14 protein-coding genes are annotated in these 14,758 nt (G+C 69.9%); 6 read left to right on the plus strand and 8 right to left on the minus strand.

Features of this window, described 5'->3' with window-relative positions:
- Positions 1-315 precede the first annotated feature (315 nt).
- A complete protein-coding gene (locus WC326_00225) occupies positions 316-618 on the plus strand; it encodes a hypothetical protein (GenBank protein MFA7329475.1) in 303 nt (100 codons plus the stop codon).
- A gap of 411 nt (positions 619-1,029) precedes the next feature.
- Complete coding sequence (locus WC326_00230) at positions 1,030-1,257, plus strand: hypothetical protein (GenBank protein MFA7329476.1); 228 nt, start codon at positions 1,030-1,032, stop codon at positions 1,255-1,257.
- Positions 1,258-1,348: 91 nt separating this feature from the next.
- On the opposite strand, the gene WC326_00235 is transcribed toward WC326_00230, so the two are convergent.
- From WC326_00235 to WC326_00260, 6 genes are all read right to left on the minus strand, one after another.
- Complete coding sequence (locus tag WC326_00235; GenBank protein MFA7329477.1) at positions 1,349-2,062, minus strand: pirin family protein; 714 nt, start codon at positions 2,060-2,062, stop codon at positions 1,349-1,351.
- A gap of 175 nt (positions 2,063-2,237) precedes the next feature.
- The gene (locus tag WC326_00240) at positions 2,238-2,552 is read right to left on the minus strand and encodes a hypothetical protein (protein MFA7329478.1); all 315 of its coding nucleotides are present in this window, start codon (positions 2,550-2,552) and stop codon (positions 2,238-2,240) included.
- 5 nt (positions 2,553-2,557) lie between these two features.
- Entirely contained in the window at positions 2,558-2,707 is a 150-nt protein-coding gene (locus WC326_00245; protein MFA7329479.1) for a lmo0937 family membrane protein, read from the minus strand.
- 169 nt (positions 2,708-2,876) lie between these two features.
- Positions 2,877-3,071 carry a CsbD family protein gene (locus tag WC326_00250; protein MFA7329480.1) on the minus strand — a complete coding sequence of 65 codons (195 nt, stop codon included), beginning with the start codon at positions 3,069-3,071 and terminating at the stop codon, positions 2,877-2,879.
- Positions 3,072-3,129: 58 nt separating this feature from the next.
- On the minus strand, positions 3,130-4,020 hold the full coding sequence (locus WC326_00255) for an OmpA family protein (protein ID MFA7329481.1): 891 nt from the start codon (positions 4,018-4,020) through the stop codon (positions 3,130-3,132).
- A 39-nt stretch (positions 4,021-4,059) separates the two neighbouring features.
- The gene (locus tag WC326_00260; GenBank protein ID MFA7329482.1) at positions 4,060-4,425 is read right to left on the minus strand and encodes a DUF4398 domain-containing protein; all 366 of its coding nucleotides are present in this window, start codon (positions 4,423-4,425) and stop codon (positions 4,060-4,062) included.
- Positions 4,426-4,813: 388 nt separating this feature from the next.
- Here WC326_00260 and WC326_00265 point away from each other — a divergent pair, with 388 nt between their 5' ends.
- The gene (locus WC326_00265; GenBank protein MFA7329483.1) at positions 4,814-6,496 is read left to right on the plus strand and encodes a sigma-54-dependent Fis family transcriptional regulator; all 1,683 of its coding nucleotides are present in this window, start codon (positions 4,814-4,816) and stop codon (positions 6,494-6,496) included.
- A gap of 93 nt (positions 6,497-6,589) precedes the next feature.
- On the opposite strand, the gene WC326_00270 is transcribed toward WC326_00265, so the two are convergent.
- Entirely contained in the window at positions 6,590-7,087 is a 498-nt protein-coding gene (locus WC326_00270; protein MFA7329484.1) for a hypothetical protein, read from the minus strand.
- A gap of 363 nt (positions 7,088-7,450) precedes the next feature.
- On the opposite strand from WC326_00270, the gene WC326_00275 reads away from it, so the two are divergent.
- Positions 7,451-7,942: a hypothetical protein gene (locus WC326_00275; protein ID MFA7329485.1), complete on the plus strand. Its 492-nt coding sequence runs from the start codon at positions 7,451-7,453 to the stop codon at positions 7,940-7,942.
- Positions 7,943-7,957: 15 nt separating this feature from the next.
- Here the strand turns inward: WC326_00275 and WC326_00280 are convergent, their stop codons facing one another.
- Positions 7,958-8,416 (minus strand): hypothetical protein, encoded by a 459-nt coding sequence (locus WC326_00280; GenBank protein MFA7329486.1) that lies wholly within the window; start codon positions 8,414-8,416, stop codon positions 7,958-7,960.
- 303 nt (positions 8,417-8,719) lie between these two features.
- Here WC326_00280 and WC326_00285 point away from each other — a divergent pair, with 303 nt between their 5' ends.
- Positions 8,720-14,305, plus strand: coding sequence for a PAS domain S-box protein (locus WC326_00285; GenBank protein ID MFA7329487.1), 5,586 nt, complete (start codon positions 8,720-8,722; stop codon positions 14,303-14,305).
- A 57-nt stretch (positions 14,306-14,362) separates the two neighbouring features.
- Positions 14,363-14,758, plus strand: coding sequence for a response regulator (locus WC326_00290; protein ID MFA7329488.1), 396 nt, complete (start codon positions 14,363-14,365; stop codon positions 14,756-14,758).

Here is a 14,758-nt window from a genome sequence, read left to right on the forward strand (position 1 = left end):
CAAGAAGTGGACCACAGGTGCCGTCGCGAGTGGGTGCATGCTCTCGGGCTCTCGCCCCCATCCCGGCCTTCCCCCGCCTTGCGGGGGAAGGGGTCGCGCAGGTCGTGTTTCCTGGCACCGATGGGCGGTCCGGCTGGAATCGGGGGGTCGACACCTTCCCCCGCAAGGCGGGGGAAGGCCGGGATGGGGGTGTCTCCCGCGTCGAGCGTAGACAAGAGGACGTCCGCAAAAAGAGTGGTGACCCGGATCCCCTGGCGCATTCACTCGCTTGAGGTTGACGGATCCGCTCCATCCTGGAGTCTGAAAGCGCAGATCATGTTCACCGAGTTCGTCGTCAAGGCGCTGATCAACGTTGCGTTTGAAAGGTTCGGCAAGATGCTGAAGCTGGAAATCGACTCCCAAGCCAAGACCATTCTGCTGGACCTATTGCCCGCCGGCGAGACGACGCCGATCCAGGTACGCATCGGCCACTACGAGGTGCTGAGTGGTCCGCCGGCGGGCATCCGCCTGAGCCAGATCGAGACCTCGCGCGAGTGGCTGAGCGTGTTGATCCGCGAATTCTACCCGGAACCCGTGCTGACCGGTGGTCCGGTCCAGCTGTGGAAGTTGCTGTTGTAGGAGACTGTGGGGGGGACTGTGGGGCAATGGTTCGCACCGAGGGCACCCGTCGGCCTGGCCGGCAGCCGCCGGCCACGTCGCCAGGTCCGCCGTCCGCGGGATTCCGACGTGAACCGCGGAGAGTGGCGCCCCGGGACGAACCATTGAGCCCCGGGCGTGAGTGTCGGGACCTGCGTTGGGTGCTGTGTCCACCCGGCCGCAAGGCGCGCATCATCCCGCTGCTTTCAGTGGACGGGTCCATGACCGGTCCGCCCGTCGCGCCACCGGATTGCGGTGGCGCGGCGGAACCCGGGGCGGGTGCCGTGTTCCTCCAGGTGAGGGGATCGGGTGGAGCCCGTCGGCTTGAACGACGGATCGGCTGAGCGCGGCGGACCGCTCGCGGGCAGCGGTCCACTAACCAGGAGATGACTCATGGATGAATTTGATGGGCAGAAGGACCCCGTCCGCGAGCGCAAACTGCTGCTGACGGTGGGTCCCGTGACGGTGGCCGTGGCGGGAGCCAGCGCGCTGGTGGTCTCCACCGCCAGCCTGCTGATGGCGGCGGGCGTGGCGGTGGCCGTGATCTCCACCGGCTACGGCGCCTACAAGTGGCTGGCGGCCCGGACTCCGGGAAGCCGACACCACGTGTCCAAAGACTGAGACCCCGAATCAAAGCCGGGAGACGGATCCTGGCGGCGGCCGCTCCCGGAACACCCGAGACCGACCGCCCCACTTGCGCTGACGCGTAGGTTCAGACGGCCCGCGGATCCGGGCCCAGATCGAGCAGCAGGATCTCCGACTCCAGCCGGGCGGTGAACGAGACCGCGGCTTCCGCCGTGACCCCCACCCCGTCGCCGCTGGTGAGCACCAGGTCGCCGATGGCGATCTCCCCCTCCACCACGTGCAGCCAGGCCATCCGGCCCGGCGGCAGCTGGTGGACCAGGTGCTGGCCCAGATCCATCAACGTCGAGTAGAGCTGAACGTCCGGGTGCACGAGCAGCGAGCCCAGCCGACCGTTCGGCGAGGCCACCACGCAGAGCCAGCCCCGGCGGTCCGCGCTGGGAAAGTGCTTTTGCTCGCAGGTCGGGGTGCGGCCGGCGCGCGACGGCCGCAGGGTCAGGCGGAAGGCGTGGGCCCAGCGGGAGGCGGAGGCGTTGCGCTCGCGCAGCCGGCTGCCGCGCCGGTGCACGCGGCACTGGAATTCGCCGGCCAGCAGCAAGCCTGTCTTTCCCGAGGACTCGTCCTGGGCCAGCACGCCCTCCCGCACGTAGGTCAGGATCTCCATGTCGAGCACCGGCCGGGCCCCCACCAGGGCGCCGGGGGGCAGGCGGTTCTCTTCCAGCGACGAGAGGAATCCGAATCCCCCCGCCGAGGGATCGGCGGGATCCGGCGGACGGAAGGATTGCCACAGATCCTGGCCCTGGCGCCCGTCGTGGTGGCGTGCCGTGGCGCGACTGAGGGACATCATGGCGCTCCTTTGCGAACCGTGCGGCGGGCGCTGCTGCGCCGACCTGTCCACGGGATTGGGTTCACCTGACCGGACACGCGGATGGCCCGGCGGGCGCCGGGCCTCTCCCCACATCCCCACAATTCCGATCGGTCGGGCCGGACGGGATGCGCCGGCCCTGACCTCGATTCCACTATGGTTCGATCTTGTCGGCCAGCCACTGGCGCATGGTCTCGATGGAGCGCTTCAGCTCCCCGTGGGACTTCCGGAAGCCGCTCTGCATCCGGTCCCAGTCCGCCTCCTGGGCGTCCTCGGCCTGCTCCAGCTCGCTCTTGGCCGTCTTCCACTGGGCGCGCACGGCGACCAGCTGTCTCTCGGCCTCGGCCTTGCCCGCGCCGCTGGAGCGCTCGATCTTGCCGGAGAGCCGGTCCACTTCGTCCTGGAGCAGGGCCAGGTCCTCTTTCATGCTCTTGATGAACTCGGACTTGTGGGCATAGGTGTAGTCCACCCCTTTCAAATCACGCGGCGGCCCTGGATGACCCGCACGAGGACGACCACGATGGCCAGCACGAGCAGGATGTGGATCAGCCCGCCCATGGTGTACGAGGTCACCAGTCCCAGGGCCCACAGCACGACGAGGATGACGGCGATGGTGAACAGCATGTCTCGACCCTTCCCTTCCAGCGGCGCAGGCGCGCCGCCCCTTATGAGGTGTGCATCAGTTTGAGAATCAGCAGGACGAGCAGCACGGCAACCAGAATGGTCAACATGGTGGGTCTCCCTTCGGCTGGACGTGGGGACGCCGCGCCGCTGGCGCCGCGTCCCGCGCCGGTTAGTGTTTGCGGGCCTTGTCGAGCTTGGCTTTGATGGTCTCCCGATCGTCGCCAAACTTCTCCTGGATGACTCCGAACAGCTTGTCCGCGGAGCCCTCCGCCTTCGTGAAATCGTCGTCGGTGAGTTCGCCCCAGGCCATCTTGGCCCGACCCTTGAGCTGTTCCCACTTGCCGGCCGCTTGATCCAGGTTCATCTCGCTCTCCTTCGCCTGTGGCTCCGGGCCGGGCCCGGAGCCGGTCTGTCCGGCCGGTCTACTGCGTGGACGTGCGCTGGCTCTGCTCGATGATGATCTCCACGCGCCGGTTGTTGGCCCGGCCTTCGGCGTTGGCGTTGTCCGCCACGGGCCGCACCTCGCCGATCCCGTTGGACTGGATGCGGCTGGCCTGATAGCCCTTGCCCACCAGGAAGTCGCGGATCTGGTCCGCCCGGGCCTGGGAGAGCGTCAGGTTGTGGCTGTTGGTGCCCTGGGAGTCCGTGTGGCCCTCGATGATCAGGTTGCGGCCGTCCTCGGCCAGCAGGGCCTTGGCCACCTGATCCAGGCGCTCCCGCGCCGAGGGCAGCAGGACGGACTGGTTGGAGGCGAACAGCACGCTGCCGGAGATGGTGATCACCATGCCGCGCGGCTCGTTCTTCACCGCGGCCAGTTTGGCCAGTTCGGCCATGGCCGTGGCGGCCCGCAGCTCGGCGGCGGCCCGCGCCAGTTGCGCGCTGTCCAACTTGTTCTCGGCCAGCTCGCCCTTGCGTTCGGCGGCGGCCAGCTCCACCTGGGACTTGTCCAGGTCCTGCTGGGTCTCGCGGACGAGTTCGCCCTGGGTCCGGGCCAGATCGGCCTGGGCCTGGGCCGTGCGCTCGCGCTCGTCGTCCAGGGAGACGGTGGCCGCAGCGATCTCGGCCTTGCGCTGGGCCACGTAGGCCAGGTTGCGCGTGGTCTCGGAGCGCGGGTGCAGCATGAAGGAGTTCTCCGCCACGGCCAGGGCTTCCTTGGCCTTCTGCAGCTGCACGGGGGCCAGCTCGGCGGTCTCGGGCGTGTTGATGCGCTGATAGGTCAGGCGCGCCGAGGAGAGCTCCTGGGGAATGGTGGCCGCGCAGCCGGCCAGCAGGGCGGCGCAGGCGGCCAGCGAGAGCATCTGGGAAAGTTTCATCTGAGGATTCCTTTGGTTGACGGCCAGGTCGGCCGGGGTCTAGCGGTTGCTCAGGCGGAGGTGGCGCACCTGTTCGATGGCGTCCATGGCTTCTATCTTCACCGCGTCTTCGCGGGACAGCAGCACGGCCAGCTCGGCGTCGGCCTCGGCCCGCAGCAGCATGGAATTGGCGGCCGCGTGGTCGTTCTTCTGGGACAGGCCCTTGGCGCGGGACAGCTCCTCGCGGGCCAGCTGGAGGTAGCGCAGGGCCTCGGGCACGTCCGCCGCGCCCAGGGATTCGGCGGCCCGGATGCCGGAGGTGGAGGCTTCGGTGTGCAGCGGCGTGCTGGCGCAGCCGACGGCCAGGAGGGCGACGGTCGCCACCAGAGCCACGGCCCGGAGCTTGCTGAGGGATGGGATTCGCATGGGGATTCTCCTTCAATGCGGTTATGGTGCGGTCCTGTGTTGCGTGCGGCGCGGGGTCGTTCAAGTCCAGCGGAGCCACGGGCGGTCAGGACGGTCCGCCGGGGCCGGACGCTGGAGGGCGTTGCGAAGTCGGGACGGACCCGGGGTTGGCCGGTCGTCCGGAAGGGGGAAGGGGCGGGCGCCTGGGCGACGCGGCGGGCCTGGTCGGCCGGCCGGCCGTGTCGGCCGCCCCCGGCCCCTCGTTCCTGGAGGGCTTCCTTGCACTATTCGGGCCAAAGAATAATCACAAAGCGGATCATGCACTTACAAAGATTTATTTCACAGCGAGAAGCCCTGTTCCATCAAATTGAGGTAGCTTGTCCTCCAATTCGATGCGACGGAGGACATCATGCGGGTGGAGGATCTACATCACCGCGAGCTGCTGGAGCTGGACCCGGAGGGCGGCCTGATCCGCTTCGCCGGCCAGCGCGCGCTCATCGTGGACGCCATGGCCATGGGCATCCTGCGCAAGTACCTGGTGGAGAATTTCGGCCTGACTGCGGCGCGCACCGTGCTGACCCAGTTCGGCTTCGCCCAGGGCTGGCGCATGGCCGAGGCGCTGAAAGGCGGCTACAACTGGCCGCACAAGAATGACTGGCGGCGGGCGGGCTCGCGGCTCAACAATCTGGCGGGGCTGTTCCGTTCCGAACCCGAGTGCGAGGATCCACTCAGCCGCAAGGGCGTGATGCTGCTGGCCTCCTACGAGGCCGAGCAGCACCTGCTGCACTTCGGCCGCTCCGAGAGCGCCGTCTGCTGGACCATCTGCGGCCTGATGAGCGGCTACCACAGCTTCGTCGCCGGGGAGGAGATCTTCGTCCTGGAGGACCGCTGCATGGGCAAGGGCCAGGTGGGCTGCCACCTGCAGGGGCGCACCCGGGCCGAGTGGGGCGCCGAACGCGCCGAGGAGATGGTCTTCTACGAACCCCTGCGCTTGGTGGAGAGCCTGGACGTCTCCCTGCACCGGGTCACCGAGACCCTCAAGGCCGCGGAGCACAAGCTGCGCCTGCACAGCCGCGTGTTGAAGAAGGTCGTGCGCGACCACACGGAGCCGGCGGGCATGGTCACGCGCAGCCGGCCCATGCAGGTGCTGGTGGAGCTGGCGCGCCGGGTGGCCAAAGTGGACGCCACTGTGCTGGTCAGCGGTGAGAGCGGGACGGGCAAGGAGCGCATCGCGCGCTTCCTGCACGAGGAGTCCACCCGCGCTGCCGGCCCCTTCATCGCCATCAACTGCGGCGCCATTCCCGAGGCCCTGCTGGAGAGCGAGCTCTTCGGCCACGTGCGCGGCGCCTTCACCGGCGCGAACACGGACCGGCCCGGCCTCTTCGAGGCGGCCGGCCACGGGACCCTGCTGCTGGACGAGGTGGGCGAGGTCTCGCCGGGCATGCAGGTCAAACTGCTGCGCGTGCTCCAGGAGCGCGAGGTCCGCCGGGTGGGGGAGAACAAGAGCACGTCCATCGACGTGCGCATCGTGGCCGCCACCAACCGCGACCTGGCCGGCGAAGTGGCGCTGGGCAACTTCCGGCAGGACCTCTACTTCCGGCTGAAGGTGGTGGAGCTGCTGGTGCCGCCGCTGCGCGAGCGCCGGGAGGACATCCTGCCGCTGGCCCGCGTGCTGCTGGTGGAGTCGGCAGAGCGGATGGGACGCAAGATCGCCGGCCTGAGCCCGGCGGCCGCCGACCAGCTGTTGCGCTACAGCTGGCCGGGCAACGTGCGCGAGCTGGAGAACGCCATGGAGCGCGCCGTGGCCCTGGCCAGTGGCACGCGCATTGGGCTCCAGGACCTGCCGGAGGAGGTCCGCCAGGCCTTCAGCGCGCCCGTGGCCAGCAAGGGGGCCGTGCGCTCATTGGAAGAGGTGGAGAAGGACTACATCCTGGCGGCGCTGGAGGTCAACGGCGGCAACCAGACCCGCACGGCCGAGCAGCTGCACATCGGCTCCGCCACCCTCTATCGCAAGCTCAAGAGCTACGGTGCCATCCGCGACCGGGCCGTCGCGCAGCGGGACACCTCAGGCGGGCTCGAGGCCGGGGCCTGACCGACACGCGCTGAGGTCACGATCCCGGCGGAACACAGGGCCCGCCGCGGCCCGGGGAGAAGCCTGCGCTCCCCCGCGGGCCGCCGGCCGCGCTCAGCGGAACCAGAAGCGCACGCCGATCCCGCCTTCCACGTCCAGGTCCGTATCCGGCACCAGATTCACCACGGGCGCCACTTCCAGAAAGAAATCCACCGGTGCGCGCGGCAGGACCCAGTCGAGGCCCAGCGGGATCCGCACGCCCAGCTCGTCCTCGCCGTCGTAGTCGTGGTCGTTGCCGTGGTTGTCGTGGTACTCGTCGCGCACCTGCAGGCGTCCACCCAGGCCCCAGTAGAGCGCGAGCTTGCCGTCCAGGCCGCTGCCCTTGAGCGCCGCGAAGTTGTGGAACAGGTAGTCGATGTGCAGGTGCAGGCGCTCGTGGTCGTTCAGGGACCAGGCCACCCCGAAGTCCAGCGCGTGGCTGTTGTCCAGCCAGGCCTTGGCGTTCAGACCGGTGGGTTCGCCCACCATCACGCCCACCCCCAGTTTGCCGGCCCAGGCCGGGCCGCTCAGGCCGACCAGGACGGTCAGCAGCAGTAGTGCAGAAAATCGCATGATCCATTCCTCTTGTATCTGGTTGCGGCAGATCAGTTGACGGGTTCTGTCTTGAGACTCCACGGGCACGCAGTCGGTAGCCGGCTTGGCAGCGCAGCCAGCGCTCTGGCGAGTCTTCCACCCGATCGGAACAAGTGTAAGATGGTCAATCACTTGGCTGTCATGCAAGCGATTGTCTTAGACTAAAACCGAATGAACGTTCCGTGAATTCGCATAGAATAAAGTATCATATATCAACACAAATAAATAATTAAGAGCATAAAAAATAAGCTAAGTTTTCTGGCGTACTGGAGCGCAATGCTCCCGTCGCGCTCCGGCTGAGGCGCCGCCCTGCCCGACGGCCACAACCTTGAGAGGATCCTCATGAACACCTGGACCGGACGCTGGCTGCTGGCCGGCCTGTTGGCCGCCCTGCTGGCCTGGACACCCGCCCCCGCCCGGGCGGCGGAACTCGCCTGGGCCGCCCAATTCAACCTCAGCGCGTCGTCGGATCCCGGGGCCTTCCGGACCCGGCTGGGCTCACGCTTCGGCGTGGACGAGCTGCAGGTCCAGTTCGTGCTGGGCCGGGTGGCGCAGCCCGCCGACGCCTACCTCGTGTTCTATCTGGGGGAGGTCAGCCACCATCCGCCGCTCTACATCATCGAGCAGTACGAGGCGCGCGGGCGGCGCGGCTGGGGCGAACTGGCCCACCACCTGGGCATCAAGCCGGGTTCTGCCGCGTTCCACGAACTCAAGCGCGGCAAGCATGTCTATGATCACCACGGCAAGGGCAAGTCCGGCGGCCCGGGCAGGTCCAAGTCGTCGGGCAAGAAGGGCAAGGCCAATGGCAAGGGCGGCGGCAAGGGCCGCAAGTAGGCGCCGGCCCGGGCGCTACTCGTCCGCGACCGCTTCGTCGGCCTCGTCCTCGCCCAGCCGGTCGGGTCGGGACTCGCAGAGGCTGGCGTAGGCCTGCCAGCAGCCCATCTGCTCGGCCAGGGCCGTGCCGTACTGGACCTTGCGCCACTCCGGGTGGGCGTCGCCGTACTCGGACTGGACCAGCGCGGCGGCGGCCTCGCGGGAGACCACGTCCTCGCTGTCCGCCGCGGCGAAGATCCGCCGGGCCAGCTCCTTCTGCTCCTCGGCCCAGGGATCCGCCTCCACCACCGCCAGCACGCGCCCGTCCGGGTGCAGGATCTCCACGCTCTCATAGTCGAAGTAGACGCTGATGTAGCCGCCCCGCGCGCTCAGGCGCCGGGCCTGGGCCTGCAGGTCGTCCAGCAGGGCCCGCCCCGCGGCCTCCGGGTCGTGGTCGAAGAGCGTGGCCTGGGCCGGGCTCAAGGTGATCTGCATGGCGGGGTCCTCGCTTGGGTTTGGGGTCCGTCGGTCCTGGACCAGGGCCGGGGTTCGCGTTCCCGTCGGAGCCGGCGCAGCTGGGAGCCCGCACCGCCACCCGGGGCCGCGGGCCAGACTAAGGATTTCGGCGGAGTTCTCCACGCCCGGCCTTCCCGCACCGTGGAGTGGAACCGGCCCCGCCGCTGGCCGATCATGCTGGGGACAGCCGCCCCCCCCAGACTCGCGACCCGACCGCCCTGCCGGGTCGGAGCGCTGGATTCCGGGCGACGACAGGCCGCGTTCTTCCACCGGGGTTCGGGAATGAGTGCTTGGTTCCGCTTCTACGACCGCGTCCGCACCCACCGGCTCTGGCTGGTGGGCGTGCTGGGCACCCTGCTCGGCCTGGCCGGGCTGTTCAGCGGGTGGGCCGCGCGCCAGGCGGACCGCGAGATGCGCGAGGCGCTGCTCCAGCAGGCGCGGCTGATGGCCCAGGCCATCGACCTGGCCCAGGTGCAGACCCTTTCGGGCGGCCCGGCCGATCAGGACGCTCCCGTGTATCACCAGCTCAAGCAGCAGCTGGCCGGCCTGCGCCAGGCCAGCCCGCAGTGCCGCTTCCTTTACCTGCTGGCGCGCCGTCCGGACGGCAGGCTGATCTTCCTGGTCGACAGCGAGCCCGCCGGCTCCGAGGACTGCTCGCTCCCGGGCGAGGTCTACCCGGAAGCCTCCGCCGAGCTGCGCGCACTGTTCGACAACGGGGTCGGGCGGGTGGAAGGCCCGGTTCAGGACCGCTGGGGCCGCTGGGTCTCGGCCCTGATTCCGCTGCTGGATCCCGTCAGCGGCCGGCCGGTCGCCGTGCTGGGCCAGGACGTGGACGCGGGCGCGTGGAGCTGGGAGGTGGCCTCGCGCGCGGCCCTGCCCGTGGGCCTGCTGCTCACCCTCTGCGGCGTGGTGGCCGTGGTGCTGGTCTCCCTGCGGCGTGCGCCCGTGACGCCCAAACCCGTGTTGCGGCGCCTGCTGCTGCCGCTGGCCGGCGTGCTGCTGCTGCTGCTGGCGGGGATGGGCGCGCTGCTTTCCCTGCAGCAGGACAGCCGGCTGCGGGAGTCCGGGCGGCGCGTGTTGCAGGACGCCTCCAGCGAACTCTCCCGCGCCTTGGCCGAACAAACCCGCAGCCTGCTGGCGCTGGAGGGCGTGCTGGTTCTGGATGCCGACCTGCGGCAGGCACTGGCGGAGCGGGACTGGCAGTGCCTGCTGGAGCACTCCGCGCCCGTGTTCGCCGGCCTGAAGGCCGAACACGCGCTCACCCACTTCTCCTTCATCAGCCCGGATCTGGAGTGCCTGCTGCGTGTCCACCATCCGGACGAGCGCGGGGACCGGCTGGAGCGCTTCACGGCCCGCGAGGCCCGGCGCACGGGTCGGATGGTGGCGGGCCTGGAGGTGGGCCCCCTGGGCACCTACACCCTGCGCGTGGTGCGGCCGGTCTTTGAAGGCCGGCGCTTGATCGGCTTCCTGGAGCTGGGCAAGGAGATCGAGGACGTCCTGGCGGGCATCCACCGGCAGCCGGGGCTGGAACTGGCCGTGCTGATCCGCAAGGACGCGCTGGAACGCGCCGGCTGGGAGGCCGGCATGCGCCAGCTCGGCCGGCCGGCGGACTGGGAGCAGTTTCCCGCCGACGTGCTGGTCTACACCTCAGGCCGGAATCTGCCGGCGCAGGCCGCGCAGCGGATCAACGCCGGAATGGACCCCAGCGGAGCGGAGCGGACCCGCGGCGTGCTGCGCTTTCTCTCGGTGCCGCTTCGGGACGCCTCCGGGCGCGAGACCGGCCACCTGCTGGCCATGCTGGACCTGTCCCCCAGCCAGGCCGAGCACCGCCGCCTGCTGCTCTTCGCCGCCGGCGCCGGACTGGCCCTGCTCAGCGGCCTGTTCGGCTTCCTCTACGTCCTGCTGCGGCGCACGGACGCGGGCATCCGGGCCCAGCAGGCGGATCTGGGCAAGAGCCGCGAATTGCTCTCCGCCACCCTGGCCTCCATGGGGGACGGCGTCATCGCCTGCGACCGGCGGGGCGACGTGGTCCTGCTCAACGCCGCGGCCGAGCGCCTGACCGGCTGGTCCGCCGCCGAGGCCCTGGGTCAGCCCGGCCGCGCGGTCTACCGGATCATCGACAGCCGCAGCGGCGAGTCGGCCGAGCCGCCTCTGGAGCGCTCCCTGCGCGAGGGCGCGGTGGTGGAGGGCAGCGGGCACGCCGTGCTGGTGGACCGGGACGGCGGCGAGCGCCGGGTGGCCGACAGCTGCGCGCCCATCCGCGACGCGGCGGGGGAGGTCATCGGCGCCGTGCTGGTCTTCCGCGACGTCAGCCTGGACCACCAGCGGCGCGCGGCCCTGAGCGAGAGCGAGGCGCGCTACAACCAGCTGGCCAGCCAGAGCCGGACCTGCGCCTGGGAAGTGGACCTGACAGGCCGCTTCACCTACGTCAGCCCGGTGGCCGCCGAGCTGCTGGGCTACCAGCCCGGCGAGCTGCTGGCGGACTGGCACCGCCACGAGCTGTGTCCGGCGGAGCAGCGCGCGGAGTTCCTGGCCCGGGTCCAGGAGGTGGCGGAGCGCCGCGAGGCCTTCGTCAACCTGCTGAACCTCGTGGAAACCCGGGACGGCGCGCGGCTCTGGGTCTCCACCAACGGCATTCCCCTCTTCGATCCCGACGGCAGCCTGCGCGGCTATCGGGGCTCGGACACGGACGTCAGCGAGCGCGTCCAGGCCGAGGAGGCCCTGCGCGAGAGCGAGGCCAACTTCCGCGCCTTCTTCCGCTCCATGAGCGACATGGTCCTGGTGGGCACGCCGGACGGGCGGATCCTGTTCGCCAACGAGGCCGTGACCCAGAAACTGGGCTACGGGCCGGACGAACTGCAGACCATGCAGATGCTGGACCTGCACCCCGCCGAGCGGCGAGCGGAGGCCGCGGAGATCTTCACCGCCATGTTCCGGGGCGAGCGGAGCAGCTGCCCGCTGCCGCTCTCCACCCGGAAAGGCGTCCTGCTGCCCGTGGAGACCCGTATCTGGGCCGGCAAGTGGAACGGCGTGGACTGTGTGTTCGGGGTCAGCAAGGACCTGAGCGTGGAGGAGGAGGGCCGTCAGCGTTTCGAGCGCCTGTTCCGCAGCAATCCCGCCTTGATGGCGCTGACGTCCCTGCCCGAGCGGCGCTTCACCGACGTCAACGACGCCTTCCTGGCCAAGACCGGCTACCGGCGCGAGGAGGTGCTGGGGCGGACGGTGGCCGAGCTGGGCCTCTTCGTTGAGCCCGAGAGCGCGGCGCCCGTGGCCGCCCAGCTCCGGACGGAGGGTCGCATCGCCGACGTGGAGCTGCAGGTCCGCTGCAAGGACGGCTCTATCCTGGACGGCCTGTTCTCGGGCGAACTGATCACCAGCCAGGGCCGGCAGTACAACCTGACCGTGATGCTGGACCTGACGGAGCGCAAGCGCGCGGAGGCGGAGCTGACCCGCCGCAACTCGGCCCTCCACGCGATCATTGAGAACCAGCCCGGCCTGGTCTGGCTGAAGGACCGCGCGGGCCGCTTCCTGGCCGTGAACACGGCCTTCGCCAAGGCCTGCGGCAAGGAGAGCGCCGAGCAGGTGGTGGGGCTGACGGACGAACAGGTCTGGCCGCCCGAGCTGGCCGAGCGCTACACGGCCGACGACGCGCGCGTGATGCAGTGGGAGGCCGGGATCCACGTCGAGGAGCCGGTCTTCCGCCACGGCCAGACCAGCTGGTTCGAGACCTTCAAGACGCCCGTGACCAACGGGGCGGGCGTGATCGTCGGCACCACGGGCTACGCCCACGAGATCACCGAGCGCAAGCAGGCGGAGGCCGAACTCAAGCGCCAGGCCGCCCTGATCACCTCGCTGCTGGATTCCATGCCCGACCTGGTCTTCTTCAAGAGCGTGAACGGCGTCTACCTGGGTTGCAACCCGCGCTTCGCCGAATTCGCCGGCCGCCCGCGCGAGGAGATCGTCGGCCGCACCGACGTCGAATTGTTCGGGGTCCAGGTGGCCGAGTCCTTCCTGGAGTACGACCGCCGGATCCTCACGAGCCGCGAGCCCCACCGCAACGACGAGTGGATCACCTTCCCGGACGGCCGGCGGATCCTGGTGGACACGCTCAAAACGCCCTTCTGGGGACCCGACGGCGCCCTGGTGGGCCTGCTGGGGATCAGCCGGGACATCACCGAGCGCAAGCGCGACGAGGAGGCCCTGCGCGTGCTCAACTCGCGGATGGAGTCCCAGTACCTCTTCGCCACGGAGCTGGCCATCCAGGCGGAGATGGCCAGTTCGGCCAAGAGCCAGTTCCTGGCCAACATGAGCCACGAGATACGCACGCCCATGAACGGCGTGATCGGGATGACCGGCCTGCTGCTGGATACGGAGCTCAGCGCCGAGCAGCGCGGCTACGCCGAGATCGTGCGCCGCAGCGGCGAGGCGCTGCTGGTTTTGATCAACGACATCCTGGACTTCTCCAAGATCGAGGCCGGCCGGCTGGAGCTGGAGCGGCTGGACTTCGACCTGCAGGATCTGCTGGACGACTTCGCCGCCACCCTGGCCGTGCGCGTGCAGGAGCAGGGCCTGGAACTGCGCTGCAGCGTGGATCCGGCGGTGCCCGTCCGGCTCTGCGGCGACCCCGGCCGTCTGCGCCAGATCCTCACCAACCTGGTGGGCAACGCCGTCAAGTTCACGCCGGCCGGCTCGGTGACGGTGCGGGTCCTGCTGGAGGAGGAGCTGCCCACGGACGACGCCGGGCCGGCGGACGTGCGCCTGCGCTTCGTCGTGCGCGACACGGGCATCGGCATTCCGGCGGACAAGCTGGACCAGCTCTTCGACAAGTTCACCCAGGTGGACGCCTCCACCACGCGCCGCTACGGCGGGACGGGCCTGGGGCTGGCCATCTCCAAGCAGCTGTCCGAGTTGATGGGCGGAAGCATCGGCGTGGAGAGCGCGCCGGGCCAGGGCTCCGAGTTCTGGTTCACCGTCCGGCTGGGCCGGCTGGCCGGGGAGGCGGGTCCGCCGCGGGCGGCCGCCGGGCCGCCGATCCGCCCGCTGCCGGGGCTGCTGGCCGGTCGGCCGGCCCGGATCCTGCTGGCGGAGGACAATCCCACCAACCAACAGGTGGCCCAGGGCATCCTGGCGAAACTGGGTCTGCGCGCCGACGCGGTGGCCACCGGCGAAGAGGTGCTGCGCGCGCTGGCGGACATCCCCTACGACCTGGTGCTGATGGACGTCCAGATGCCCCAGATGGACGGACTGGAGGCCACGGCCCTGATCCGCGCCGGCCAGTCCGGCGTCCGCGATCCGGCGGTTCCCATCATCGCCATGACCGCCCACGCCATGCAGGGCGACCGCGAGCGCTGCCTGGAGGCGGGGATGAACGACTACGTCACCAAGCCCGTGGATCCCCGGGCGCTGGCCATGGCGCTGGAGCGCTGGCTGCCCCGGGGCCGGGGCGAGGGCGGTCCCCGGCCGGAAGCCGCGGGCGCGCCAGAGCGCGACGAAACTGCACCGGGCGCCACCCCGCCGGACCGGCTGCTCTGGAACCGCGCCGCCCTGCTGGAGCGCCTGCTGCAGGACGGCGAGCTGGCCGCGGTCATCATGACGGCCTTCCTGGGGGACATTCCCCAGCAGCTGCAGGCCCTGCGCGGCTACGTGGAGGAGGGCGACGCGGCGGGCGCGGAACGCCAGGCCCACACCATCAAGGGCGCGGCGGCCAACGTGGGCGCCGAGGGCCTGCAGGGCGCCGCCCACGGGCTGGAGCGCGCGGCGCGCGACGGCGACCTGGCGACCGTGCGGGCGGGCCTGGCCGGGCTGGAGGACGCTTTCGAGGCCCTGCGCCGGGTGGCCACAGCCGAGTCGGCGCCGCTCAAGGAGTGACCGCGCGGATGTCGATAACTACCCGAGACCCAGTGATTCATCAGTGAGGATCGTGTCATGAAAACCCTGATCGTGGAAGACGACTTCACCAGCCGGCTGCTGCTGCAGGAACTGCTCAAGGGCTATGGAGCCACGCACATCGCCGTCAACGGGCGCGAGGCCGTGGAGGCTGTGCGCATCGCGCTGGTCACCAGCCAGCCCTACGACCTGATCTGCCTGGACATCATGATGCCCGAAATGGACGGCCAGCAGGCGCTGAAGGAGATCCGCAAGCTGGAGGAGAGCCGGGGCATCCAGCCTGGCCAGGGCGCGAAAATCATGATGACCACGGCCCTGGGCGACATCAAGAACGTGGGCGAGGCCTACCGCAACCTCTGCGATTCCTACCTGGGCAAGCCCGTCCACAAGGCCGAGCTGCTGGGCGAGCTGCGCAAGCTCAACCTGGTGGCCTGA

The sequence above is a fragment of the Candidatus Delongbacteria bacterium genome (genome assembly GCA_041675285.1).
GTDB lineage: Bacteria > CAIWAD01 > CAIWAD01 > CAIWAD01 > CAIWAD01 > CAIWAD01.

What these genes read in the sequence shown, in the direction of transcription:
- WC326_00225 (MFA7329475.1), top strand. Translation starts at nt 316, where the DNA reads ATGTTCACCGAGTTCGTCGTCAAGGCGCTGATCAACGTTGCGTTTGAA.
- WC326_00230 (MFA7329476.1), top strand. Translation starts at nt 1,030, where the DNA reads ATGGATGAATTTGATGGGCAGAAGGACCCCGTCCGCGAGCGCAAACTG.
- WC326_00235 (MFA7329477.1), bottom strand. Translation starts at nt 2,062, where the DNA reads ATGTCCCTCAGTCGCGCCACGGCACGCCACCACGACGGGCGCCAGGGC.
- WC326_00245 (MFA7329479.1), bottom strand. Translation starts at nt 2,707, where the DNA reads ATGCTGTTCACCATCGCCGTCATCCTCGTCGTGCTGTGGGCCCTGGGA.
- WC326_00250 (MFA7329480.1), bottom strand. Translation starts at nt 3,071, where the DNA reads ATGAACCTGGATCAAGCGGCCGGCAAGTGGGAACAGCTCAAGGGTCGG.
- WC326_00255 (MFA7329481.1), bottom strand. Translation starts at nt 4,020, where the DNA reads ATGAAACTTTCCCAGATGCTCTCGCTGGCCGCCTGCGCCGCCCTGCTG.
- WC326_00260 (MFA7329482.1), bottom strand. Translation starts at nt 4,425, where the DNA reads ATGCGAATCCCATCCCTCAGCAAGCTCCGGGCCGTGGCTCTGGTGGCG.
- WC326_00265 (MFA7329483.1), top strand. Translation starts at nt 4,814, where the DNA reads ATGCGGGTGGAGGATCTACATCACCGCGAGCTGCTGGAGCTGGACCCG.
- WC326_00270 (MFA7329484.1), bottom strand. Translation starts at nt 7,087, where the DNA reads ATGCGATTTTCTGCACTACTGCTGCTGACCGTCCTGGTCGGCCTGAGC.
- WC326_00275 (MFA7329485.1), top strand. Translation starts at nt 7,451, where the DNA reads ATGAACACCTGGACCGGACGCTGGCTGCTGGCCGGCCTGTTGGCCGCC.
- WC326_00280 (MFA7329486.1), bottom strand. Translation starts at nt 8,416, where the DNA reads ATGCAGATCACCTTGAGCCCGGCCCAGGCCACGCTCTTCGACCACGAC.
- WC326_00285 (MFA7329487.1), top strand. Translation starts at nt 8,720, where the DNA reads ATGAGTGCTTGGTTCCGCTTCTACGACCGCGTCCGCACCCACCGGCTC.
- WC326_00290 (MFA7329488.1), top strand. Translation starts at nt 14,363, where the DNA reads ATGAAAACCCTGATCGTGGAAGACGACTTCACCAGCCGGCTGCTGCTG.